This is a genomic window from Rhizomicrobium sp. (assembly GCA_037200985.1).
GTDB lineage: Bacteria > Pseudomonadota > Alphaproteobacteria > Micropepsales > Micropepsaceae > Rhizomicrobium.
This window is the reverse complement of record JBBCGJ010000001.1, coordinates 4,240,843-4,266,260: the sequence shown is the minus strand read 5'-3', so window position 1 is coordinate 4,266,260 and position 25,418 is coordinate 4,240,843. Positions and strand designations below refer to the sequence as shown.

The 25,418-nt window shown below is 61.7% G+C and carries 19 protein-coding genes and 1 tRNA gene; 7 read left to right on the top strand and 13 right to left on the bottom strand.

Annotated elements, in window-relative coordinates; all coding sequences use genetic code 11:
* Positions 1-21: 21 nt before the first annotated feature.
* Entirely contained in the window at positions 22-723 is a 702-nt protein-coding gene (locus tag WDN01_21075) for a glutamine amidotransferase (GenBank protein ID MEJ0028524.1), read from the bottom strand.
* Positions 724-1,359: 636 nt separating this feature from the next.
* On the opposite strand from WDN01_21075, the gene WDN01_21070 reads away from it, so the two are divergent.
* Positions 1,360-2,637: a hypothetical protein gene (locus tag WDN01_21070; GenBank protein ID MEJ0028523.1), complete on the top strand. Its 1,278-nt coding sequence runs from the start codon at positions 1,360-1,362 to the stop codon at positions 2,635-2,637.
* A 66-nt stretch (positions 2,638-2,703) separates the two neighbouring features.
* Here the strand turns inward: WDN01_21070 and WDN01_21065 are convergent, their stop codons facing one another.
* Positions 2,704-3,477, bottom strand: coding sequence for an SDR family oxidoreductase (locus WDN01_21065; protein MEJ0028522.1), 774 nt, complete (start codon positions 3,475-3,477; stop codon positions 2,704-2,706).
* A gap of 468 nt (positions 3,478-3,945) precedes the next feature.
* On the opposite strand from WDN01_21065, the gene WDN01_21060 reads away from it, so the two are divergent.
* Positions 3,946-6,087, top strand: a complete 2,142-nt coding sequence (locus WDN01_21060) for a TonB-dependent siderophore receptor (protein MEJ0028521.1) — start codon at positions 3,946-3,948, stop codon at positions 6,085-6,087.
* Between the two features lie 77 nt (positions 6,088-6,164).
* On the opposite strand, the gene WDN01_21055 is transcribed toward WDN01_21060, so the two are convergent.
* The 7 genes from WDN01_21055 to WDN01_21025 form a co-directional block, all read right to left on the bottom strand.
* Complete coding sequence (locus tag WDN01_21055) at positions 6,165-6,833, bottom strand: TetR/AcrR family transcriptional regulator (protein ID MEJ0028520.1); 669 nt, start codon at positions 6,831-6,833, stop codon at positions 6,165-6,167.
* A 156-nt stretch (positions 6,834-6,989) separates the two neighbouring features.
* Positions 6,990-7,418 (bottom strand): VOC family protein, encoded by a 429-nt coding sequence (locus WDN01_21050; GenBank protein MEJ0028519.1) that lies wholly within the window; start codon positions 7,416-7,418, stop codon positions 6,990-6,992.
* Positions 7,419-7,465: 47 nt separating this feature from the next.
* Positions 7,466-8,956 (bottom strand): aspartate aminotransferase family protein, encoded by a 1,491-nt coding sequence (locus tag WDN01_21045; GenBank protein MEJ0028518.1) that lies wholly within the window; start codon positions 8,954-8,956, stop codon positions 7,466-7,468.
* Positions 8,844-10,235, bottom strand: a complete 1,392-nt coding sequence (locus WDN01_21040) for an amidase (protein MEJ0028517.1) — start codon at positions 10,233-10,235, stop codon at positions 8,844-8,846. Before WDN01_21040 ends, WDN01_21045 begins: the two co-directional genes overlap by 113 nt.
* Before the next feature lie 11 nt (positions 10,236-10,246).
* Complete coding sequence (gene pepN, locus WDN01_21035; protein ID MEJ0028516.1) at positions 10,247-12,856, bottom strand: aminopeptidase N; 2,610 nt, start codon at positions 12,854-12,856, stop codon at positions 10,247-10,249.
* A 395-nt stretch (positions 12,857-13,251) separates the two neighbouring features.
* Complete coding sequence (locus tag WDN01_21030) at positions 13,252-14,613, bottom strand: aspartate aminotransferase family protein (protein MEJ0028515.1); 1,362 nt, start codon at positions 14,611-14,613, stop codon at positions 13,252-13,254.
* Between the two features lie 15 nt (positions 14,614-14,628).
* A complete protein-coding gene (locus WDN01_21025) occupies positions 14,629-16,212 on the bottom strand; it encodes an AMP-binding protein (GenBank protein MEJ0028514.1) in 1,584 nt (527 codons plus the stop codon).
* Positions 16,213-16,402: 190 nt separating this feature from the next.
* Between WDN01_21025 and WDN01_21020 the strand changes: the two genes are divergently transcribed.
* On the top strand, positions 16,403-17,842 hold the full coding sequence (locus WDN01_21020) for a serine hydrolase domain-containing protein (protein ID MEJ0028513.1): 1,440 nt from the start codon (positions 16,403-16,405) through the stop codon (positions 17,840-17,842).
* A gap of 52 nt (positions 17,843-17,894) precedes the next feature.
* On the opposite strand, the gene WDN01_21015 is transcribed toward WDN01_21020, so the two are convergent.
* Positions 17,895-19,025 carry a P1 family peptidase gene (locus WDN01_21015; GenBank protein MEJ0028512.1) on the bottom strand — a complete coding sequence of 377 codons (1,131 nt, stop codon included), beginning with the start codon at positions 19,023-19,025 and terminating at the stop codon, positions 17,895-17,897.
* Between the two features lie 124 nt (positions 19,026-19,149).
* Between WDN01_21015 and WDN01_21010 the strand changes: the two genes are divergently transcribed.
* Positions 19,150-20,031: a MaoC/PaaZ C-terminal domain-containing protein gene (locus WDN01_21010; GenBank protein ID MEJ0028511.1), complete on the top strand. Its 882-nt coding sequence runs from the start codon at positions 19,150-19,152 to the stop codon at positions 20,029-20,031.
* Positions 20,032-20,409: 378 nt separating this feature from the next.
* Here the strand turns inward: WDN01_21010 and WDN01_21005 are convergent.
* The 3 genes from WDN01_21005 to WDN01_20995 form a co-directional block, all read right to left on the bottom strand.
* Positions 20,410-20,484 (bottom strand) — tRNA-Val (locus WDN01_21005).
* A 305-nt stretch (positions 20,485-20,789) separates the two neighbouring features.
* Positions 20,790-21,428 carry a TonB family protein gene (locus WDN01_21000; GenBank protein MEJ0028510.1) on the bottom strand — a complete coding sequence of 213 codons (639 nt, stop codon included), beginning with the start codon at positions 21,426-21,428 and terminating at the stop codon, positions 20,790-20,792.
* Between the two features lie 185 nt (positions 21,429-21,613).
* Positions 21,614-21,973 (bottom strand): response regulator, encoded by a 360-nt coding sequence (locus WDN01_20995; protein MEJ0028509.1) that lies wholly within the window; start codon positions 21,971-21,973, stop codon positions 21,614-21,616.
* Positions 21,974-22,117: 144 nt separating this feature from the next.
* On the opposite strand from WDN01_20995, the gene WDN01_20990 reads away from it, so the two are divergent.
* The 3 genes from WDN01_20990 (at position 22,118) to WDN01_20980 (ending at position 25,406) form a co-directional block, all read left to right on the top strand.
* Positions 22,118-23,026, top strand: coding sequence for an N-formylglutamate amidohydrolase (locus WDN01_20990; protein MEJ0028508.1), 909 nt, complete (start codon positions 22,118-22,120; stop codon positions 23,024-23,026).
* A 417-nt stretch (positions 23,027-23,443) separates the two neighbouring features.
* The gene (locus WDN01_20985) at positions 23,444-24,316 is read left to right on the top strand and encodes a UDP-2,3-diacylglucosamine diphosphatase (protein ID MEJ0028507.1); all 873 of its coding nucleotides are present in this window, start codon (positions 23,444-23,446) and stop codon (positions 24,314-24,316) included.
* A gap of 25 nt (positions 24,317-24,341) precedes the next feature.
* Positions 24,342-25,406, top strand: a complete 1,065-nt coding sequence (locus WDN01_20980; GenBank protein ID MEJ0028506.1) for a glycosyltransferase family 1 protein — start codon at positions 24,342-24,344, stop codon at positions 25,404-25,406.
* The last annotated feature ends 12 nt before the right edge of the window (positions 25,407-25,418 follow it).

Below are 25,418 nucleotides of genomic sequence, written 5' to 3'. Positions count from 1 at the left end.
GCTTGTCATCCGCAGTTGCGGTCATAGCTGCAATCCCTCCAACCAGGCTCGAAACATGCTTCGATAGGCCTGCACATTTGCACTTGTGATCGTTGCGGCCTGATTTCGCAGGGCGCAGACATCGGCGCCCGCGGTGGAAAGCTCGATGGCGTGCCCGACGAGGCGACGCTCGAAATTTTCCGTCGGATCGATCTCGGCGTGAAACTGGATTCCCATGATATTGGGACCCAACGTGAAAGCCTGATTGCGACAGGCCGATGTATAGGCGAGGCGTTCGGCCCCTGCCGGAATGTCGAATGTGTCGCCATGCCAATGCGTGACCGGCACGCCGGACAGCGCAGCCAGTGGACCGGCCGAACCTTCGGTCGTCAAGGACAGCGGCTCGAAACCTATTTCCTTATACCCCATGGACCGAACTGGGGCGCCAAGCGCGGCGGCGATCTGCTGTGATCCCAGACATATCCCAAACGTCGGACGTTCCTTCGGTAACCTGGCTTTCAGGATGGCGTCGATGCGTTTCAGAAAGGGATACGCCGCCGTGTTGTAAACGCTGAGAGGACCACCAAGAAGAATCAGTAGATCCGGAGCGCTCGGATCAATGCCGCCCAGATCATCGATGCCCACGTCGATAAGCCGGACCCGATATCCGGCATCGCCGAGGACGGCTGAAAACACCCCCAAATCCTCGAAATGAACGTTCCTGACCGCTATCGCATGGCGCATCGCTCACCCATGGTCCATCTAAACGGCAAATGCATGTGAATAGATATATATGATGTTTATATATTGACCTGCAATTCCGACACCTGAAATTCGCGGCTTCGTGCCCCGCATGAGATCGCCGCCAGGCGAAGCGCTCCCTTGGAGAGCCGAAGCAGTCAGCCACGCAAGAGCGATTGTGCCCAATCGTTGAGCTTTGCAGGCGGTGTTGCACACGATCGGTGCAGTGATCATGCACAAGTCCATCGAACGAAGCGAACGAGGTCCATCGGCTACTTCAAAGCGCACAACCCAGCGCCCTACGCGAACGCAGCGTCGTGCGTATTGCAATCGACCCGGCGGATGATGTCAACAGCGTTTATTTTGCCGATCCGTCTTGACCTTGCGCGGCGGCGCAGATGACACTTTCTTCAAGCACATTTTTATGGGGTCATGGGGTGTTGCAATGAACCTTTGTCGCGATGCCGATGACATCGCTCGATCATGCCGAGGCGCCTCGCTTCCAGGATGCGGTGCCGGCAAACATGTCCGCAACCGCGGAAACGCCATGAGCGAGCCGTGTTGAGATATTGGGGCTATCGCGCAAGACTCCATCTCCGGGCCATTGTTGCGACCTACAGCAACCAACACACGGCAACGATGCTGGCGCTCGGCTTCGCCGCCGGACTGCCCTTTGTGCTCCTGTTCTCGACGCTTTCCATCTGGCTGACCGAGGCCGGCGTACCGCTCACCCACATCGGACTCGCATCCTTCATCGGGCTGCCCAGCGCGCTCAACTTCGCCTGGGCACCGCTCGTCGATCATGTGCCCGTGCCGTTTCTCGAACGGCGCTTTGGACGACAACCTGCGTGGATTCTTCTATCGCAGTTTTTCCTGATCGGCGGAATAGTTGCCATGGCGAATATCAATCCCGCCACCAACCTGGCGGCGATGATGGTCGCGGCGACCGTCGTTTCGGTGGCCCTGGCGACGCAAGGCGTCGCGATCGACGCTTGGCGGATCAGAGCAGCTGGCAGCGACGACCGCCAGACGGTGCTGGCGGCACCGATGCTGCTGGGCGCGCGCGTCGCGTTGCTGCTTTCCGGCGCCGGCGTATTGTACATCGCCGCTGCCATTTCGTGGCAGGCGGCATATGAGATTGCCGCCACGCTGATGATCGTCGGAATGATGGGAGCGTTGTCCGCGGCACGCTTGACCGATAGCCCCGCGGCGAGCACCCAAGACGGTGGGCGCGCTGAAGGCGGTCTGGTGCACGACGTGTATTTTGCAGTCGTCAGGCCGTTTGTCGACTTCGTCATCCGCTATCGCTGGAGCACGATACTCATCCTGGCAACGATCGGGTTCAATCGCTTGACCGACATCCTGCTTGCGGTCATGGCCAATCCTTTTTATCTCAGCCTCGGATTTACCAAAGGCGAACTCGCCCTTGTTTCCCAAATCGTCGGCATTTCCGCCATGATTGTCGGCACGTTCGTCGGCGGGATCGTCGCCGTGCGCATGACGGTGCTGCGCATGATGCTGCTGGGGACGGTGCTGATGAGCACGGTTCACTTCGCTTACGCATGGCTGGCGACGATGGGGCACAGCTTGCCGGCCATAACCATCACGGTGAGCCTCGAAAACTTCGCCGGCGGCTTTGGCGGCATTGCATTGGTCGCCTATATGTCGAGGCTTACGGCCAAGCCCTTCACCGCCACGCAATATGCGCTGCTGTCCTCATTCATCGCACTGCCAGGGCAACTGCTCGCAGGCTTTTCCGGATACGTCGTCGAGGCGGTCGGCGGTTTCTACTGGTTCTTCATCGTCGCCTCGCTCGTTGGCATTCCAAGCGTCATCCTCACCCAGCTGTTGATCCGGCACACCGCCCGGCAGCTGGATATTCTCCAGCAGGCCGATACTGTGGGCACTCCGGCCTGAGGCGAACCAACGGATGCAAGCCGGCGGTTTGGCAGACCTTTGATCTGTTGCACAAATGCGCAATGCTCAAAGGCTGACGCGCACGGTCATACCGCCATCGACCACCATATTGAGTCCCGTGGTGAATCCGGAGACCGGGCTGGCGAGAAACAGGACCGCGTTTGCAACATCTTCGACACTTGCCATACGGCCGGAAGGATTGCGCGCGATGATCTGCTTGAACCGTTCGGGGGATTCCACCTCGATCTTGTGCCAATTCCCGCCTTCGAAATAGACCCCGCCGGGCGACACCACGTTGACCCGCACATGGCTCGGAGCGAGTTCGCGCGATAAACCCTTCGCGTAGTGAATAAGAGCCGCTTTGATCGCACCGTAGGACTCCACCCCGTACACCTGCGAGGCCGAGATCGAAGAGATCGCGATAAAGGCCGCATCGCCCTTTGCCGCGGCGCCCTCGATCAGGAACGGCCTCGCCGCATCCAGCGCGGCGACGCCTCCGCCCAGTAAATCCAATTTGAAGTTCGCGATCCAGTCCGCCTCGTCGTTCGTATAGACCATGGCACTGGCATTCGAAACGAGGATGTCGATGCCGCCCATCCGGCCGGCGATGTCCGCGATCCACTTGCGTATGGCCGCTGTATCCGTGAGGTCGAGCGCACCTCCCGCGGCATGAACGCCCTTTGCCTCGAGCGCCGAAACCGTCTCGTCGATCTGCGCCGCGTTGCGCGCGCATATCGCCACGTCCGCGCCCTCCTCGGCAAACGCCTCGGCGATGCCGCGGCCAATTCCCCGTGTGGCGCCCAGAACGACGACTTTTTTTCCTCTAAGGCGCAGATCCATATTCTTCCTCAAACTTCATGAGCCGCCTGTTCGGTCCTCGCAACGGCGCCCTGACCAAAAACGGGCCTGCGGGTCACCGACACTCAATCCGCCAACGCGCTTTTCAGCGCACCGATCGAGCCGGGTGTGCCGGTCATGCCGCCAGCGTCGCGGATGCGACGCGCCCGGCTTTAAATAAACATCGTTTATTTAGAGACATCGAAGCCTCGGTGTCAACATGCGGGACAACGCAGCCATGGCAATCTTTGAGCACGCCCTGCTGTCGCAAGGCGCCAGTTCAGCCGCACCAGCGCCGCCGCCACAGTGTCGTTCGCGCCACACGGCGTTCGGAGTTGGAGACCGAATAAATAAACAACGTTGACATAATGGTGAAGCTACGCCTTCATATGAACAGTCGTCACATTGACGTACTTCCGACGCGTCCTCGCCGGGTCGAGGGCCGGATTGTAGATCAAGAGGGGGTTTATCATGCGGCACATCAGCTTTACGCGCATCTTGCTTTCATCCGCGGCCGTGTCGGCATTGGCACTATCCAGTGCTGCCGCCGAACCAGCACAAGACACAGGCAGTCATGCTCAAGATACGGGCAACATCGAAACGGTGGTGGTCAGCGCGCCGTACCAGTTCCTGAACGCTGACACGCGCGGCGTTACAAATCTTCCGCTGCCAATCGAGAAGGTGCCGCAATCGATAAGCCTGGTCAGCGCCGATTTCATAAAGGCCGCCGATCTGAAGTCGATCAGCGATGTCGCGGAATTCACGCCGGGCGCACTGAACACGGGCGAGTCTTCGACCGGCGCCTCGACCTTTACGCTCCGCGGCTTCAGGCCGGGTTTGGCGCTGGACGGTATCAACCTTCCACAAAGCCTCTTCGACAACGACCCTGACTACGCGATCATCGAGCGCCTGGAAGTCGTGAAAGGGCCCTCCTCCGTCGTGTATGGCATCTCCAGTCCCGGCGGCCTGGTGAACATGGTCACCAAAAGCGCGCATCCCGACACGCCAAGCTACGTCACCGCCCAAACAGGAAGTTGGGACAGCTATCGTCTCGAAGGACAGGCAGCCGGCGCCTTGAACGCAGATGGCAGCGTCCGCGCGATCGGTGTCGCGGTTCAGGACGCGGGCAACAGCTTCATCGACCTGGTGCGCCATTCGAAGACGACGCTCTACGGCGGCGTCGACGCCGATTTGAGCGACACGCTCTCGGGATACATTCACGGCGGTTTCGAACGGTTCGAGCGGACGTCGTTTGAAGGCATCCCCGGCTATCCGAACGGCAAGCCGGCGCCGGTTCCCCGCTCCTTCTTCATCGGTTCGCAGGACCAACTGGATTACACTTCTCTCTTCCACCTGGAAGGTTCGCTCGACTGGCATCCGACGGACATGTGGGAGCTGAGCCTGAAAGGAAACTATCAGGCGAGCAATCTCACCGGTCCGACCAACTATGCCTACGGCCTTCAGCCCGACGGGACGATGACCGTCGGCTTTGTCCGCGACGTTGCCGTCTGGAACAAGAACTTCGGTATTGGCGCCTCAGCCATCTACCATCTCGACGACCTGGGTCTCAAGAACAGCTTCCTGTCGGTGGCGGCGCTGTATCAGAACAACGATCAGCCGATCTACGAGACCTATCCCGACAACCTGACAGCCAACCTTTTCTCGGGCGAAGCGGCGATCACCCAAGTCATAAACACGCTCGCAACCAATCCGCAGTACGACTACCGGCGGGACATCAATATCGCCACCCTGACCCTCTCCGCTCAATCGGTCATACAGATCTTCGATCCCTTGTCCGTGCTGTTGGGCGTGTCCTATTCAAAGCCGGACGGAAACGAAGTGGTCAACGGCGTTCATCAGGCCTCCGTCACCGACGGCCAAACGAGCTTCCGGTGGGCCGTCACCTATGAAGTGGTTCCCGGCGCCAATGCTTACGTTTCGTACAGCGAATCGTTCAACCCACAGGCCATCCCCTCGTTGCTGAACGGTATCCTGCCGCCACTGTCCGGTGCCCAGTACGAGGCCGGGGTCAAGTATCGCACGGACGATGGACGCCTTCTGTTGACCGGTGCGGTTTACAGAATCGGCGAGAACAACGTCGCCCAGTACGATCAGACGGTCCACAACATCGACTATTACATCGGCACCGGGGTGACCCACAAAGGAGTCGAACTCCAAGCGATCGGAAGAATTACGTCCGCATGGCAGATCAATCTCGGCTATTCCTATCTTCATACACGGATTAACAATCCGACCAGACCGGCCGCCAACGGCCAGGAGGAACTGTATATTCCGACAAACACGGCAAGTCTGTTCACGACCTATACGATCGAGGAGGGATCGCTGGCGGGGCTCTCATTCGGGGGTGGTGTGCGTTATGTGGGTGATCGGCGCACGTCATACGCAACTGCCGTGATCCCCACTTTTCCACTTCCGAGCTATACGGTGGTCGATGCGACGGTCGCATACACCTATGAGAAATGGCTGCTTCAACTCAACGCCCATAACATTCTCAATGAGCTGTACTACGTCAATAATTCGGCGAGAATCACATACGGAAACGCGGCGGGCGCGCCGGCCAACGTCATGGTTTCGCTGACGAGGCAGTTCTAGAATCAAGAAAGCAGAAGAAAAGCCGCTGCCGCCATCCGGTGAGCAGCGGCTTTTTACATCTGGGCAGGCGTGTTCCTTCAAGCCCGGTCCGATTTGCCGCCGACCTTGCGTTTGAATACCTCGCTGGCGGACCCGTCGACATAGTGCCGGACGATGTCTTCGACGAACGCCTTCATGTCGATCTTGCTCTTCATGGGGAAATTCAATTCCAGGACAATTCTGGCGAGACCATAGAGCAGTGCGAAATAACCGTAGCCGGCCTTGCACTGCTGACGCGAGCGGGCAAGATTCGTCGGATCGAACAGGTCCTGACCGTAGACGAGATACACAAAGGCGGCGAACGCCGTGTCGGCGGCCTCCACCCATTTCGCATGCTTTATGCGAGACGGCAGCGTGAACATGATGCGGAAAATCTGCGGATTGTTGACCGCAAACTCCACAAAATCGAGTGCCGCCAGTTTCGCGGCCTCAATCCGGTTCTCGCTGCTCTCTGCGGTTTTCCGCAGGAAAAACGCCCGCCGAAGATGCGCGTCCGCCGCGATGTTCAGCAGCAGATCGTCCAGATTCTCGAAATGGTTGTAAAAATTGGCCGGCGTGACGCCGATCTCTCGCGTCAACCTGCGGACTGAGAGATTTTCATAAGGCTCCGTCTTCAACAGACGAAGTGCCGCGGCGGTTAGATCCTCCGCGACGTTGCCGCGATGATACGGCCGCTTCCCTCCCGCTGCCTTTTTCCTGGTGGACAACCCGCCCTCCTCCAAGCGCCCCTTCGAATCCTCCGCCACAGCGGCCGACTCGCCACCTGTTTACATTGAATTACGGCTTTGACCAGTCAATCATCGCCGCGGCGCCGTACCGGACGGCACCGGACGTTTTCAACGCAGCCGTTGAGAATATTCGCGCTATTTTGCAAAAAGCCGGCTGCGATCGCGAAACGCCTTGAACTCCAGGGCATTTCCGGAGGGATCGAGGAAGAACATCGTCGCCTGCTCGCCGATTTGACCGGGAAACCTGATGCATGGCGCGATGACAAACCGGATGCCGGCGGCCTTCAGCCTTTCGGCGAAGACATCGAACTGGTGCCAGTCGAGCACGACCCCGAAATGGGGCACAGGAACGTCGTGACCGTCGACCGGGCTATGGCCGGGGCTCCCGCCGCTAGTGGGACCGAGGTGGGCGACAATCTGATGACCGAACAGATCGAAGTCGATCCAGTGATCCGAACTGCGCCCCTCCGGGAGACCCAACATGCCGCCATAAAATTGGCGCGCCCTGTCCAGGTCGTGCACTGGGAAGGCGAGATGAAACGGCGTGAGTTCGCTGAAGGACATGAAGCTAGATATGACTCGCGTTTACATATCCGTCAAGCCGCCGCCGCTCATCCCCGCTTCAGGACCGCGGCCAGCTTTCCGAACATCTCGTCGATATGCGATTTTTCGGCGATGAGGGGCGGCGAGAAGGCGACGCAATCGCCGGCGATGCGGATCATCACGCTCTCTTCGAAAAACATGGTCCTCATCGCTTCAAAGCCCCGCTTGCCGGGCGCGCCTTCGATCGGCGCCAGCTCTATGGCGGCCGCAAGACCCATGTTCCGGATGTCGATCACATGCGCCACACCCTTGAGGCTGTGGGCCGCGGCGGCGAAATATTCTTCGAGCTCGGCCGCGCGCTGAAACAGTCCCTCGTCGCGATAAAGATCGATCGTGGCACACGCCGCCGCCGCCGCCAGGGGATGTCCCGAATATGTATAGCCGTGAAACAAATCTATCGCGTGATCGGGCGCAACCATGAATTGATCGTAGATCCGCTGATCCACGATCACGCCGCCCATCGGAACCGTTCCGGAGGTGACGCCTTTGGCGAAGGTGATGATGTCGGGAACGACGCGGAGCCGCTCGGCGGCAAAGGCCGCGCCAAGGCGACCAAAGCCGGTGATCACCTCGTCAAAGATCAGGAGAATGCCGTGACGCGCCGTGATCGCCCGGAGTTTTTCGAGATAGCCCACGGGCGGCGGCAGGACGCCGGTCGATCCGGCCATGGGTTCGACGATCACGGCAGCGATCGTGGAAGCATCGTGCAGTGCAACGAGTTTTTCCAGCTCGTCGGCAAAGTGAGCACCCCATTGCGGCTGACCGTTTGTGAATGCCTGCCTTTCGCGATCGTAAGTCGCGGGAAGATGATCGGCCGGAAACGCCAGACTGTTGAACCACTTTCGATTGTTGCCGATACCACCGGCGGAAATCCCCGCCATGCCCACGCCGTGATAGGCCCGTTCGCGTCCGATGATCCGGGTGCGCGAGCCCTCACCGCGCGCGCGGTGCCAAGCGACGGCGATCTTTATCGCCGTATCGGCCGCTTCGGATCCCGAATTGGCGAAGAAGACGTGATTCAAGCTGCCGGGCGCGAGTGCCGCAATCTTCGCCGCGGCCTCGAACGCCTTCGGGTGGGCGAATTGGAAACTGGGCGCGAAATCGAGCGTCGCGGCGGCCTGCTGTATTGCCTTCACGATCGGTGGCCGGCAATGCCCGGCGTTCGAACACCATAGCCCCGCCGCGGAGTCCAGAATCCTGCGACCGGTCTGGTCCGTGTAATGCATGCCGTCGGCGCCCGTGACGATTCGCGGACGGCGTTTGAACTCGCTGTTTGGCGTGAACGGAAGCCAGAAAGCGTTGAGCTGATTGGTAGACGGGACCGTCACGTAGGACCTCGCGGGTCGGAAAGGCATTCGAGAGCACCGAACGACGGGAGCGGCTTGTTCAGTCCCAAGGATAGGTCCAGGGGGATGCTTCCTCCCAAATCCGCGCCAGACGCAGAAGGATGTCGTCGCGATGACGTCGGGCGGTAATCTGCAGGCCGACCGGCAGGCCATCCGACGTGAACCCGGCTGGCAGCGAAATCGACGGATTCCAGCAGGCATTCGCCAGCATCCCGAAAGGTTCGACACTGGAGGCGCTGGCGTCGCGCCCATCGATGAATTGCGGAATCGTGCTTTCCGCCGCATAAGGGCGGCAGGCGGTCGCCGGCGAGATCAAAAGATCCGTGCTGCGAAACAGCGCAGCCACCTCCTGCTCGAGTTTCCTGATCCCCGCCCAGGCGGCATTGGTATCGATCGGCGTCGCGCGCGCGCGCACCCGGTCGACAATGACGCGCGTCTGGGGCGACAGCTTGTCGTAACCGCCGGGAAGAATGCCGTCCCGGATCATGTCCTGTTCCAATCCCCCCACCATGATATCCACCCAGCATTGTTTGATGTTCGTCGGCTTGAAATCAAAGGAGGCTTCGGCAAGTCCCGCCGCGCGCGCCAAATTCTCGGCTGCCTTCCGCGCCAGTGCGATCACTTCCGGTTCGACAACCGCGTAGCCGTGATCCGGAGACCACAAAAACGAAAGGCCCCGCACGTCGAGCGTCTCGATGATCGCTTCATAAGCGTACCCGGCAGGCGGCAGCGATTGGCGATCGCGATCATCGGGTCCGGCAGCGACATCGAGGAAGCGCGCCGTATCGGCGACAGTGCGCGTGAGGGCTCCGTGAACGGCGAAGTTCGAGAATCCGTTCGTCTTGGCGATGCGGCCGTGACTGGGCTTCAGACCGATCAGGTTGGTGAAAGCGGCCGGCTCGCGAATGGAGCCGCCGCCATCGGTCGCGGTCGCGAAAGGAACCAATCCCGCCGCGACAGCCGCAGCCGATCCGCCACTGCTGCCGCCCGGCGTCGTGGCGGGATTCCAGGGATTGCGCGTCACGCCCCACAAGGTGGTGTGCGTCGCCGAATCCATCCCCCATTCGGACGCGGCGGTTTTGCCCAGCACAATGGCGCCGGCCGCGCGCAATCGCGCGATATAGGGTGTGTCGGTCGTCTGGATGGGAGAATCTCTCAGGAACCAGCTTCCCTGCGTGGTCCGAAAGCCCTTGGCATCTTCGAGATCCTTCACGCCAAAAGGAACGCCAGCCAGAAGGCCCGGATCCTCGCCGCGGGCGACCTTCGCGTCGATTGCGTCGGCGGCCGCAAAGGCGGCATCCGCGTCCAGCACGATGAAAGCGTTGAGCGCAGGATTGCGCGCTTCTATCGTGTCCAACGACGCGCGCACGACGTCGCGTGCCTTGCACTCGCCCCTTCGTACCTTGTCGGCAATCTCGACCGCGGACCGCATGTTGGTTCCTTTCAATGATCTGAACCCAGGGCGCGCATCACATTCTCGCGCAAACCCAAAGAAATTCCCTCGACGGATGCCACACGCTCAAGTTCGGCCTTCATGAGCGACCTGCGATGCGCGTCGTAAATGCGCCAGCGGTTGATCTGCGGCATCAGATAGTGGCTGTTCTTCCGCCCGAGCCTGTCCAATTCCAGCAGACGGTCGGCAAGGAACCGATAACCGATGCCGTTTGGGTCGTGAAACGCAACGCGATTCTGCCTGAAGAACGCTCCAAAGAAGAGTGAGCCCCGCGCCAGGTCGTTGGAGTCCAACTTCGGATGATCGGCAAGAGCGCGAATCCGATCCGCAGCGCCAGGCGCGCGCGACAGCGCCTGCGCATTGAACCATTTGTCGATCGCCTGCTTGCTGTGTGACCAACGATCGTAGAACCAGGCGAACGCTTCTTGGCGTTCGGGCAGATCCATATGGCTCAGGCAGCACAGGGCGGCGAACTGATCCGTCATGTTCGCCGCGCTCTGCATTTGAGCCATGCAAAGCCGGGCCGCTTGCCGCGTCCCGCGTGCGCACAGCAGATCGAGGCAGACGTTCCTCAGCTGCCTTTTGGCAATCTGCTCCGCGTCTGCGCTGTACGGTTGGTTGGACTCCCTGGAATGGTACAACGCCAGGAGAATATCTTCGAATTCGACGGCGAGAGCGTGGCGCAGAAACGCCCGTGCCGCCATGAGCGCATCCAGATCGATGCTCTGAAGTCCCTCGCTCAGGGCCGGTTCGTCCGGCACAGTAATGATTTCCGCCTTGAGAAAATCGCTTGTTTCCCGATCTTCCAATATCGCACCGAAAGCCCTGCTGAAGGTCGCCGGCACCGACATCGGCAGATTCGCGCGATGGGCCTCTGCCAGAGAGCGAATCAGCGCGATGCCCAGCCGCTGCGCCGAATCCCAGCGCACGAACGGATCGCTATCGCGAGCCATCAGGCTTGCAAGGCCGCCATCCGTCAGGTCGGCTTCGACGGTGACGGGTGCCGAGAACCCGCGCAGGAGCGAAGGCAATGGCTCGGCCGGCACGTTCTCGAACACGAATGTCTGCCGCGGTTCGGTCAGGTTCAGCGTGCGCGGCGGTGCCAATTCAGAGCCATCGCGGCCGATCAGAGACGTCACGACCGGGATATGGAAGGGCCGCGGAACGACGCCGGTACCGACCGCGCGGCACGATTGCTGCAGCGTCAGGCGATACGTTCCGGAGGCGCCATCGTAACTTCCATTTGCGGCGATACGGGGACGGCCGGCCTGGTCATACCACCGGCGAAACTGCGCCAAGTCGCAGCCGGAGGCATCTTCCATGCTGCGCAGGAAATCTTCCGTCGTAACCGCCTGTCCATCGTGACGCGCGATATAAAGGTCGATTCCCGCGCGGAATTTCTGCCATCCGAGAATCGGGATCAGCATACGAACCACTTCGGCGCCCTTATCGTATACCGTTGCGGTGTAGAAGCTGCTGACGGAGGCGCCTTCGACGGGCTGGATCGGGTGAGCGGCGGGACCGTCGTCTTCCGGGAATTGGTTGCGCCGCAGAGTCTTCACGTTGTCGATGCGGCAAGCGTCGGCACCGAATCTCGAGGCGGCGAACAGCTGATCGCGGAACCGCGTCAATCCTTCCTTGAGGCTCAGCTGAAACCAGTCGCGGCAGGTGACCCGGTTGCCCGTCCAATTGTGGAACTGCTCATGGCCGACAATGCGCTCGACAATGATGTAATCGTCGTCCGTCGACGTTTCCGGATTTGTGACGATGCCGTTGGCGCCGAAGAGATTGAGGCCTTTGTTTTCGGTTGCGCCCGGCCAGCCGGTCAGCGCGACGATGCCATACTGATCCAGATCGTATTCGAGGCCGAACACTTCTTCGTCCCACGACAGGGAATGTTTGACTGCCTCCATCGCGAAACGGCAGCCCTCGACGAGGTCGCGATCCGCATAGATCGAAAGCGCGATTTCTCTTCCGCTCCTGGTCCTGAAGCTGTCCGTGAGCGCCCCAAAATCGCCCGCGATCACCGCAAAGATGTAGCAGGGCTTGGGAAAAGGGTCGCTCCATGTCACAAAGTGCCGGCCGTGCTCGATATCGCCACGCGCCACCGGATTCCCATTCGAGAGCAGAACGGGATAGCGGGATTTGTCGGCGACAAGCGTCACCTCGTATCGCGCCAGCACGTCCGGCCGGTCGGGAAAGTAAGTGATGCGCCGGAAGCCGTCGGCCTCGCATTGGGTGGCCAGTTTGCCCATCAGTTCGAACAATCCGAGCGCGGATTTGTTTTCGGCCGGCTTCACGGCCGTGACGATCTCCAGCGAGAATTCCTGGAGCGGCACGCGGAGCAGCAAGCCTTCGTCATCGAGTGCATAGCCGTCGGAGCCGCAGAGCTCGCCGTTCAGCGAAAGCGAAATCAGCTCCAACGCCTTGCCGTCCAGCCGCAACGGCACATCGGACGGATTTAGACGACGTAGCGACATCCGGTTCCGGATGACGGTGCGGGACGCATCCAGATCGAAATGGAGACTAATGGTGTCGACGGCGAAGTCGGGTGACCGATAGTCAGCGAGTCTCATCAAGCCGGTCTGTCGCGCTTTCATTTTCGGCCTGCCGCGATCTCGAAGCGCTGGGACTCGACCGCCATCCGGAGCCGGTAGGACGGGTGAGTTGTAGAATCGGAGGTCACCACCCGGCCAGCATCCGTGCCGTGACAGAGGCTCATTGCCTCGGGCGTCTCGAAGCCCTGTCCCACCAGCGCATCGCGGAGAGCATCTGGCGGCAGTGTGTGAATCGAACGGTATGAATGACCTGGACGCTTCTCCGCCCGCTGCCTGCGATGGTTCAGCCACCGCGCCTTGGACTCCGGTCGCGCCAGCCCCGCCCTCCATCTCAGAAATATCAACGCCTTCATCGGGTTTGATACTCTCTTAGATACTGTAGAAGCTGCGCAGCCCGGCGGTGGCCGATCATTATGTGCGGACACCGCCTGCCGCGATCAGAGCGTCCGCAAGGCCTGTAGCGCCGTCTCGATCGCAAAATCGACCTCGTCTTCGGTGATCGCGGTGGACAACACGAAAAATCCCGGGGCACCGATCAGCATGCCGTTGTTCAGAAAATAGCGAAACACGGTTTCGGCCCTTTTTTGCACATCGACATTCTCGCCCCGTGCCGCGACAAGATCGCGGTAGGTCTCGATGTCCCGATCGGTGTGCCACAATTGGACCATGGACGCGGCCCCCCGCACCGCGCCCGGCACGTTGGCGATACGAAGCGCTTCACGGAGACCGGCACGAAGCCGATCACCGAGGCGGGAAAGGCGGTCGAATGCGGCCTGATCCAACATCTCCAGCGCAGCGAGCCCGGCCGCCATCGTCATGGGATTGGCATTGAACGTTCCGCCATGGGCGAGCCGCGCCCCTTGGCGAGGATCAAACAAAGCCGCCATGATGCGTTCGGGTCCACCCACGGCGCCCACAGGCAGACCACCGCCGATGATCTTGCCCATCGCGGTCAAATCCGGAAGCACACCCACAGCGCCCTGCGCACCGTGAAACCCAAGGCGCATGCTGTACACCTCATCGTAGATCAACAGAGCGCCGTTGGCGTCCGCCTCCTCGCGGAGCATCTGCAGGAACGCCCGCGACGCCGGCAGGAATCCGAGATTCTTCACCAAAGGGTCCACGATGATTCCAGCAAGGTCCGCCGCGTGGGCCCGCAAGATGCGGCGCCCGTTTTCGACGTCGTTCATCGGCAAAACGACGACATCGCCGGCGATGCCCATGGTGTTGCCCGAACCCGGCACACTGGATGGCGTATCCGCTGGGCCGAAAAGGCTGGGCGGCGGCGTGACACCCACGCTCGCCGTTTCGGCACTGCCATGGTAGGCGCCTTCCACTTTCGCGATCTTCGCCCGGCCGGTGAAGGCACGCGCCGCTTTTATGGCATAGAGCACGGCCTCCGTGCCGGAATTGCAGAAGCGCACCTGCTCCACCGTCGGCAGACGACCGGCGATCAGCTCGGCCAGCGCGATTTCCTTCTCTGTGGGAAGGGAGACGGCCAACAGCGTTTCCGCCTGCCGGATTATGGCTTCCACGATCCTGGGGTGGTTGTGGCCGTGAATCAGCGCCGAATAGTTATTGATGAAATCGATGCGTTCGGACCCGTCGGCATCCCATATCCGGCTGCCAGAGCCGCGCACCGCGTAGATTGGATACGGCGGAAAAAACACCGTGTGGCGCGAATTTCCGCCAGGTAAGCTTTTCAGAGCACGCTCATAAAGATTCGAAGAGCGTGATTTTGCATCGGGAAATCGAGACCTGACGGATGGACGCGGCAGTGCGGCTTTTTGCCCTAACATTTCTTCCTGCTTTCCCTATGCGACAAGATTGGCGCGTAGCGTCTTCTTGTCGATTTTTCCAAGCGTGACTCGCGGCAAGTCTTCCACAAGATGTATTTCCGTCGGCCGTTTGAAGTCGGCGAGCGCAGCCCTGCAAACCGATTCGATTTGTGCCGCAAGGTCCCGCGTCGCAGCAGCGGTGGGAACGACAAACGCCACGGCCGTTTCGTCCAGCATGGGGTGCGGCTTTCCGACGACCGCGACCTCCGCGACGCCGGGCGTCGTCAGGATGACGCGTTCGATCTCAGATTCCGCGACGTTCTCCGCGCCGATCCGCAGCATGTCGGCCTTGCGACCATCGAACCGGATATGACCGTCTTCAAACGGCGTCACACGATCGCCGGTGGCAAACCAGCCCCGCGAGTCGAAGGCGGCCGCAGTGGCCTCCGGCGCATTGAGATATTCGAGAAAAAGCGACAATCCGGGCTTGCCCTTGACCCAGAGAAATCCGGATTCGCCGAACGCGACAGGCCCGCCGTCGTCACGCCGAACTTCCACATCGTAGTAGGGTGAAGGAACACCCATTGTTCCCGGCCGCCCGGGAAGATTGCGCATCGCGACGATGGGCAATCCGATCGTCTCGGTCATGCCGAACCAGCCGATCGTCGGAATCCCGAATCTCTTCGCGAGCGGCGGGTCAATGGATCCCAGTCCCCATCGCTGCAGCGCGAGACCGGAAGGCTTCTCGCGGTCCGCCAGGGCCCTCAGCATGAACGGGATCTGGACGCCCCACGTACAGCCATGTTCTTCGAGGCATCTCCAGTAGCGGCCGGCCGAAAACCGCGGCTGAAACACGAACGACGCTCCGGCCCACAGGCTGGCGAGATGCGTGTAGCAGAGCGCATTCGTATGAAAGAGCGGCAGGCAGGTATGGCCGATATCCGAGGCGACAATGCCGCACGCTTCGCTGTTGGTGCGCGCACCCCATAGCGCATTGGCGTGCGTCCAAACGACCCCCTTCGGCCGCGAAGTCGTGCCCGACGTGTACTGTACCGAATTCGGCAGCATCGGGTCGGGCTGGCGCTCCGGCAATTCGGGAACAGTTGCATCGAGGAGATCTTCGAACGGCACGGCTAGCCCACTTCGCTGTACCGCTTTCGCCTCGCCAACGTCTTCCGCCGTCACGATGATCTCGGAAGGACCATGCCCGCAAGCGCGGACCAGCGCTTCGTATCGCGGCTGGGTAACGGCCCACTTCGCCCCGCTGTGCGCGGCAAAGTAGGAAAGCTCTTCCGCCGAAGAGCGCGTGTTGGTCGTGACGACGACGGCACCGAGGCGGGCGCAGGCGTGCCAAGTGAGCAAGAATTCCGGGCAGTTGTCCATGTGAAGAAGAACGAACGCGCCCTTCTCGATGCCCCGCCCCGCAAGGGCATATGCGAGCCGGCCCACCGCAAGATGAAATTCTCCATAACTCCAGCGCACGGCCGGCCGATCAAACGGCGCGAACACGAAGAATGTCTTTTCCGGCGCGGCATCCGCGCGCGCCTTCAACAGCCATGGAACATCGCGCCCGGTAAAGGGATGCAACGCGGCCGAGTTTGAAGTACCGGATAAAGCCATCGACCTGACAGGCACAATATGATCACTGTATATATTCGAATGCCGAGCGCCGCGTCAAGCGTGGATGCCGCAAAGACGCGCGTTGATCGACATTCGCCGCGACACCGATCGTTTTCGTGCCGCGCCGGCGTGCTTGACAGCATGACGGCGAGCGGCAAAATATGAACGTTGATAACATATGGAATGTCCGATGAATAGCCGATGCCGTCCGGACGATGTCGGCCTTCCGACCGATCCGCGCGTCGCCCGCGTCGCGGACGGCCTGCTGCCGATCACGCTGCTCGAGGGCGACGATACGCGTTGGACCGTCGAGGAGCGCTGTGCGTTCTACGGCTGCCCCGGCCTGAGCGTGGCCGTGATGGAGCAAGGCGAGATCGCATGGGCAACGGGGTTCGGCCGCACGGAATCGGGCGGCCGTCCGGTCGATGCGCAAACGGCATTTGCGGGCGCTTCATTGAGCAAACCGCTGACGGCGACGCTGGCGCTTCAACTCGTCGAACAGGGTTTGGTTTCTCTTGATGCACCGATCAACGGCTTTCTGTCTTCGTGGAAAGTTCCAGAAAACGAATTCACACGGCAAGCGCCTGTGACCCTGCGTTGGCTTCTGTCGCATCGCGCCGGCACCACTGTGCACGGGTTCGGTGCCGGTCCGCCGGGTGCCCGGCCGCCATCGGCTCTGGATGTGCTCGAAGGACGCCCGCCCGCCTGGACGCCACCGGTGAGAGTGGACAAAACGCCCGGTGGAACGGCTCGCTATTCCGGGGGCGGAATGACGATCGTCCAGCTGCTGCTTGAGGAGATCACCGGATTTGATTTTGCTACGCTGGCCAAGCGGAGGATTTTCGATCCGCTTGGCATGACGCAGTCCACCTTTTTCCATCCCTTGCCGGCCGACTTTACCGCCAATGCCGCCATCGGCCACGGCGACGGGGGCGTGCCTATTCCGGAAAAGTGGCTTCTGACGCCGCAACTGGCCGCAGGGGGCGTTTACACGACGGCGCGCGATTACGCCGCCTTCATGCTTGCCTGCCGCGATGCCTGGCTCGGCAAACCGAATGCGTTGTTAGGACAGGCGATCGCACAGGAAATGATGCGGCGTGAATCCGACCAGGCCTATGGACTTGGCTGGATGCTTCTGCATTCCGGATCGAGGATGCGTTTCGGCCATGGCGGCGCCAATGACGGCTATCAGGCCGAAGCGACCTGCTATCTCGAGCGCGGTGACGGCGCGGTGGTGCTGACCAACGCCACATCGGGGTTGATATTCTACTGGGAAGTGTTCAACGCCATCGCCGATGTCCACGGCTGGGGGGACTTCATGCGTCCGCCCAAGCGCGAACGGAAAATCCAGCCTGAGGAATTCGAGCGTTATGTCGGCGACTACGATGTAATATCGGGCCCGGGCTTTCCGCTCATGCAGGTATTCGTCGAAGACGGGATCCTGAAAAGCAACATGCCGGGCATGCGGGGCGGGGCGCGCCAGATGCGCATGGACCAGGACGGCCGGTTCTTCCACATGTTCGGGCCTTATGACACCGTGCCGGTCTGGGGACCGGACGGCAAGGCGCAAGAGCTGCGCGTCCTGAGAGATGGAGAGACCGAAGTGATGCGCGTCAGGCGTCGCGCTTAGACGTTCACGCGATCGGTTTCGCGGCCGACCGACGCCCTCTGTCGCTTGCCGTTTACGTCACGTCGACCAACCGTCCATGGCGGCGCAAAATGGCTTGTACTTTTTCCAACGGTATACCCGGAGCAACATAGCCATCCCGACCAACCATGGTCTTGGCGGCAAACATGCTGTTGAGAATGGCCTCATCAACAGCCTGGATCGTGGCTTCGTAAAAGGCGCTCATCGCACCTTCTCCGACATAGTCGGCCGTGACGACGCCATCGTGCTTGTGCACCGCCGCGTCGTTTGCGGTTGAAAACGCCAGGAACAGATCTCCCGATTCATTCGAAGCGATACCGCCGGACCGCGCGATGCCGAAGGCCGCGCGGCGCGCGATTCGCTTCAGCTGATGCGGCATCATCGGCGCATCCGTCGCGACGATTCCGATAATGGAGCCGTTTTCGGCGCCGAAATCGCGTTCGCGCGGCAGCTCGAGACCGACCGGAATGCCCGCGATATGAAGAAGATGCCGCTTGCCGAAATTGGACTGGACGAATGCACCCACGACATAAGTCTTGCCGTCAAACACGATTTCGCGGGAGGAGGTGCCGGAGCCGGCCTTGAACTCGTAGCTGCGCATTCCGGTTCCGCCGCCGACGCTTCCCTCTTCGATCGGGCCGTCATGCGCGTCTGCGAAAGCAGCGAGCACATGTTTCGGCATGACGTGGTGACCGTCCATATCATTCAGCATCGAATCGGCGGTTTCTGCGGCAACCGGCAAAAAGAGCTGTTGATCCAGCTTCTCTCCCGGCAACATTTTCTCGAACATCCAGCGCGCCGTCACGTCTCGCGCCAGTCCGCAGGAATGTGTGTTGGTGAGGGTGATGGGACCATCGAACCGACCCCGCTCCTCGATGAACGCCGCGCCCGTCATTTCGCCATTGCCGCTCATGTTGAAATAACCGGCATATGCGGCGGCCACGGCTCGTTTGCGACCGCGGGGAAAAATCGCGGTCACCCCCGTTCTGACCGGTCCTTTGCCGGCAACGAGCGGTCCATCTCCGCGTATGAGCGTGCAATACCCGACTTCGACTCCCGTCACGTCGGTGATCGTGTTGTTTGCGCCCGGCTGGCCGAGAAAAGGAATTCCTGCGCCTCGGGCCCGCAGGTTTCCCGATGGTGTGTGCTTATAAGATGATTTCATGGGACTGGGTACCGAAATGGCTGGAACACGGGCAGGCACACCATATATATACACTAGTTATATCTGCTCCTGCCGCCGGGCACAAGCGTTTGAGGTCCCAAAATAACGGGGGGATGGATTTTGAATGCCACTGCATGCCGACATCGTGGGACAACCGTTACCCGAGCAAATTCGCCTCGTCACGCCGCGCATGGCGCTGGCCTTTGCTGCCGGTATTCATGACGACAACGCGGTGTGCATCGACGATCTCACGGCAGGTTTCATGGCCCCTCCCTATTTCTGCGTCTCTTTGGAATGGCAGATCGCGGTCATTGCTCGAACGCAAGATATGGGTCTGACGCAGGAGGAAACGCTGCGCGGTGTCCATGTTGGACAGGACAGCCAGTTCTTGTCTCCCATACATCCGGGTGTGACCGCCCGGATCACGGGTAAGGTCATTGAAGTGCGCAGCGCCCGGGCCGGTGCCTTGGCGCGCACGAAATTTGAGATTTTCGACGCCGATACGGGAGAAGCCCTGTCGTCCACGATTTCGAGCAGCCTTTATCGCAATGTCGCCGTCGAGGGCGCCGACTGCGCTGCGGACGAAGTGGACCGTCCGCCGGAATGGGTCGGCGCCGCGAAATGGGAGGCGGTGACATTGCAATTGGATCGCGGCTTTGCGCAGCGGTACACCGAATGTGCGGATATCTGGAATCCAATCCACACCGAGCGCAAGGCAGCGCTGTCTGCCGGTCTCCAAGCACCTATCGTGCACGGCACTGCGCTATGGGCACTGGCCGGCCGTGAACTTGTATCGCGTTACGTTCCGGGTTCGCCCCAGTCTCTGTTGTCGCTATCGGCGCGCTTCTCCGCAATGGTGCGCCCAGCGACGCAGATAGTTCTCCGACACGGCGAACTGGAGAAGAAAGGCGAGATCGCCTTCACTGTCGAAACCGAAAGCGGCGCACACGCTCTGACCTGCGGTAAGGCCGAGATCGCTCGCCGCATGATTAAGCGAGATACCTAGTCCGAAGACGGAAGCGACCTGCAATGATCCTTTGCGCTGTGCCCCATGTGATGCCCGGCGAGATCACAGCCGCGATAGAAAAGCTGTGCTCGAAGTTTTGGCCGTTACTGGGGCTACCCCTGGAAGGGTTTGCTGAGACCGAAATGCATCTCAAAGAAGCCGTGACGCAATTTGCAGCCTCGGCGTGATCGCTGAACCGGAACCACGAGACCTTGGTGCTTGCCGGATTCGCGCGTGCTCGCAGTGGTGCGAATTCCAGTTCAACTAACAGCGGCCCTTTCCCGCACAGAGTAAGGCCCACGCATCCCGCGGCATCGTCCGTCTCTGATCCATTTTGAACGACAGCGGATAGACGATTCTTGCGCTAAGCTATTGAAATGGTGGGCGGTACAGGGATCGAACCTGTGACCTTCCCCATGTCAAGGGGACATTCTCCCGCTGAACTAACCGCCCAACTATCGAGCCTTAACCGGACCAATAAACCAGCCCAGAAGAGGCCAAACCTCAAAAACCCACTGCGTTACACAAGCGTACCGGCCCTACACCCAATCGCTTGAAATCATTACCTCGATGTAGTCGATGTCAAGGGGACGCTCTCCCGCTGAGCTAATTGCCCTAATCCGTGCGACGGGCGGCAGCTATAGCCTCGGGGGCCGGGCGGGGCAAGCTGGGTTTTCGGCGGTGCCGAAATCCATCAAGGCCCGAAAAATTACCCCGCCACGGCTTGAGCCGTGGCGGGTTTCTTTCAGGCCGGGCGCTTAGAGCCTTGCCTGCTTCAGGTCGAACTTGACGGCTGCCTGGGCCTGGCTCGGAACGGGCGCGCCGTTCTGCATGGCCGGCTTGTATTTCCAATGCGCCTGCACCCAGGCCACCGCCGCCTGGTCGAGTTCGGGGAAGCCGCTCGACCGGATCACGCTTGCCGACGCGACGTCGCCCTGGGCCGAGATCACGAGCTGCAGCGTTACCGTGCCCTGGTGCGCGGCCAGCCGCGCCACGGCGGGATAGGGCGGCGTCGAGTGCGTGCTGCTCACGCCGGACGCGCCGGTGTCGGGCTGCGCCGGCGGCGCGTTGTTCGCCGGCGTCTGCGGCAAGGTGATCGGCGGCGGCTGGTCGTTCGCTACGGCGATCACGGGCGGCGGGATCGTGTCGACGGTCTCGTGCGGCTGCACCAGCACAGGCTTGGGCGGCGGCGGTGCGTCGGCGGTCTTGGTCTTGTCGTCGACGACCCGCGCCGTGATTTCATGCGAGATGTATTTCACGGTCTGTCCGGCCATTCCGCTGACGAGCGCATAGACGATGACGACGTGCAGCATGGCCACGCTGCCGATGATCATGGTGCGTCGGGACGACGGGCCCGAAGGGTCGCCGCTTATAATGTCGTGTGTCAGTGCGTGCATGTTCGTTGCCTCCCATGTTCGCCGCCGCCTCTTGCGAGCGGCGCCCGCGCTTCGACAGCGCCGGTATGTCGATGGAAACGCCCAAATCCGGCAGGCGCCGGGCGTCAATGTGGCGAGGCTGCCCTATTGCGAAAAAATCGTTCCGCGAAAAAGGGAACGCCGGACAGGTTCCGGACACGCGGCCGTCAGGCGGCGATCATGCGATCGACTTCGGCGACGATCTCGCGCAGATGGAACGGCTTGGACAGTACCTTGGCCTGCTTCGGCGCGTTCGCGGCCGGGTGGAGCGCCACCGCCGCGAAGCCGGTGATGAACATGATCTTGAGCGCGCGGTCCATCTCGGCGGCGCGCTTGGCGAGCTCGATCCCGTCCATCCCCGGCATCACGATGTCGGTGACGAGAAGGTCGAAGCGGAAGCCCTTGAGGCATTCGAAAGCGTCGCTGCCGTCGCCGAAATCGGTGACGTCGTGGCCGGCCTTGACCAGCGCCTGCGCCAGGAACTTGCGCAGACTCTCGTCGTCTTCCGCCAACAATATGTGCGCCATCGGGTCGCCCTCGCCCCCCCATAAGAGCGTATAATATGCAAACCGTAAACGAGGGTTAACGGTGGGCGCCTGCGGCGCAGCGGCCGCAGCCGCTTGATCGGGGCGACGCGTTAATGGTCCACTGGCATTCGGGAAGATGAATCGATGACAGGCCCTCAGACCGGACCGGCAGGCGAAGGCGGCGGCGATCTGGCCGCGCTCTATGCCGAGCCCTTCCGCGTGCACCGGCCCTTCCGCCAGACCGTTCCCTTCGTCTTCGCCTCGCCCCATTCGGGCCGGACCTATCCGGCCAGCTTCATCGCCATGAGCCGGCTGAACCCGATCAATCTGCGCCGTTCGGAGGATGCTTTCGTCGACGAACTGTTCTGCGGCGCGGTGGCGCTGGGGGCGCCGATGATCGCGGCACGTTTCCCCCGCGCCTTCCTGGACGCCAACCGGGCGCCGGCCGAGATCGACAGCGCGATGTTCGAAGGTGCCCTGCCGGTCGCGGTCGACGCCCCGAGCCCGCGTGTCGCGGCGGGCCTGGGCGTCATCCCCCGCATCGTGCGCGACGGGGCGGAGATCTATCGCGCCAAGCTTGCGCCGCGCGATGCGGAGGAGCGGCTGGCACGGCTCTATCGGCCTTATCACGCCGCGCTGGCCGAACTTGTCGAAGAGACGCGGGCCCGATTCGGCGTCGCGGTGGTGATCGACTGTCATTCCATGCCGTCGGCCGCGGCCATTCCGGACGTCGTATTCGGAGACCGCTATGGCATGGCGGCGGCGCCGACCGTCACGCGCGCCGCCGAGCGGGCCTTCGAGGCGCAGGGCTTCAGCCATGCCCGCAATGCCCCCTATGCCGGCGGCTACACCACCCATCTGCACGGTCGGCGCGATCGCGACGTCCATGCGCTGCAGGTGGAGGTCAACCGGGCGCTCTATCTCGACGAGGAGCGCATCGCCAAGGGACCGCAGTTCGAGCAGGTCCATGCGCGGCTGACCGAGGCGCTCATCCGGCTGGTCGCGATCGAGCCGGCTGTGCTGGCACCCATCCGCCGCCTCGCTGCCGAATAATCGGGCCAAGCCAAAAAAAAGGCCGCTCCAGAGGAGCGGCCAAGTTCAGGGAGGAAACGCCCAGGAAGGGCAGGCGGCATAACAAACGGGAGGTCAGTCATGCCGCGCTGCAACAATATGGACTCCTACCAGGGTCAACGCAAGTCCAAAGATTCGGCATTTCCAGAAAAAACCCAGCATTTCCAGGTCATTTAGCCTGATTTCCAGGCAATTGCAGCTGCGAAGGCGTTATGGTGCGGCGCAAAATCACAGGCTGAGGCATACGGAAATTCCTAACAAATCCTTACCAAGTCACAGGGCTGTCGCTGCATCGCAACAAAAGATTCGCAGCGTTTCCGCAAAAGATTCGTGCGTGGCCGGTAGTCAGGTGCCTGTGGAAAGGGCGCCGATTCGCGCCCGACGACCGGAGCGCGATGCATGGCCCGTATCTCCTGGCTGGTACCGCCGCCGGTGGCCCTGAGGCCGCCACGCCCCCGCAGCAGCGCCCCTGCCCGCCCGACCCGCCATCACCGCACCGTCTTCATCTCCGACGTCCATCTGGGCACCCGGGGCTGCAAGGCGGAGATGCTGCTGGACTTCCTGCAGAAGAACAGCAGCGAGACGCTCTATCTGATCGGCGACATCGTCGACGGCTGGCAGCTCAAGCGGCGCTGGTTCTGGCCGGAAAGCCACAGCGAAGTCGTGCACGAGATCCTGCGCAAGGTCGACGAGGGCACCCGCGTGATCTTCGTGCCGGGCAATCACGACGAATTCCTGCGCGGCTTCTGCGGCCGCAACTATGCCGGCATCGAGGTGGTGCGCGAGACGATCCACGAGACCGGCGACGGCAAGCGCCTCCTGGTGCTGCATGGCGACCAGTTCGACGGCGTCATCGAATTCGCCAAATGGCTCGCCCATCTGGGGTCCTGGGCCTACGACCAGGCGCTCCGGGTCAATGAGGTGCTCCACAGCATCCGCCGCGCGCTCGGCCTGCCCTATTGGTCGCTGTCGAACTGGCTGAAACACGCCGTCAAGGACGCGGTCGAATATGTCTGCCGCTTCGAGGAAGTCGTCGCCCGGGCCGCCGCCAGCCGCGAACTGGACGGCGTGGTCTGCGGCCATATCCACCAGGCCGCCATGCGCCGGATCGGCGACGTCCTCTACCTCAACGATGGAGACTGGGTTGAAAGCTGCACAGCCCTTGTCGAAGATGCCAACGGACATCTGGAGATCGTTCGTTGGGCCGCTCCTGTTTCAGCCCAGGCCTCTCGCGCCACGGCCACCGGCGAAGCCGCGCCTGTACCCGCGTAGGGTACGCCGGCCGTGGCCGGGCGCCGTGAGGCCGCTCGGCCGCTTTCCCGTGCCCGGCAAGGAACATCTCAAGATCCTCATCGTGACCGATGCCTGGAAACCCCAGGTGAACGGCGTCGTGACCACGCTCGAAATGCTCGGCCGCGAGCTTTCGCTGATGGGTCACGACGTGCGCTATGCGACGCCGCAAGGGCGGTTCAGCGTGCCGCTGCCGACCTATCCGGAAATCCGGCTGGCGATCTTTCCGCGCAAGGGCCTTGAGAAGATCATCCGCGAATTCGCGCCCGACGCGGTGCACATCGCGACCGAAGGCACGATGGGGCTGAGCGCGCGCGCCATCTGCATCGAGCACGGCATCGAATTCACCACCGCGTTCCACACCCGCTATCCCGAATACGTCCATGCGCGCTTTCCCTTCATTTCCGAAGAGTGGGTGTGGCGGTGGGAGAAATGGTTCCACGCCAGGGGCGTCGCCACGATGGCGCGCACGCCGGCGATGAAGCGCGAGCTGGAAGCGCACGGCTTCAAGAATGTCCGGCTGTGGGAAGGCGGCGTCGATATCGAGCGCTTCCGGCCGATCCCGGACGCCAGCCTGCCCTTCCCCAAGCCGATCTTCCTCTATGTCGGCCGCGTGTCGATCGAGAAGAACATCGAGGCCTTCCTCAAGCTCGACCTGCCCGGCACCAAGGTCGTGGTCGGCCCGGGCCCGGCCCGCGAGGCGCTGGCGCGGAAATATCCGGACGTGAAATTCCTCGGTCCGAAATCCGGCGAAGACCTGGTACGGGCCTTCGCGGCCAGCGACGTCAACGTCTTTCCCAGCCTGACGGACACGTTCGGCCTCGTCATGCTCGAGGCGCTCGCCTGCGGCACGCCGGTCGCGACCTTCCCCCGCGAGGTCATGCAGGACGTGGTGGGCAATTGCCCGGCCGCCGCGCTGGACGAGGACCTCGGGGCGGCCTGCCGCCGCGCCCTCACCCTACCGCGCGACCAGGCACGTCCCTTCGTGCTCGGCCATTCGGCCGGCGCCTCGACCCGCCAATTCCTGGCCAACCTGCAGATCGAACAGCCGGTGGACGCGAGCCTCCCGTAGGGAGGGTTGGCT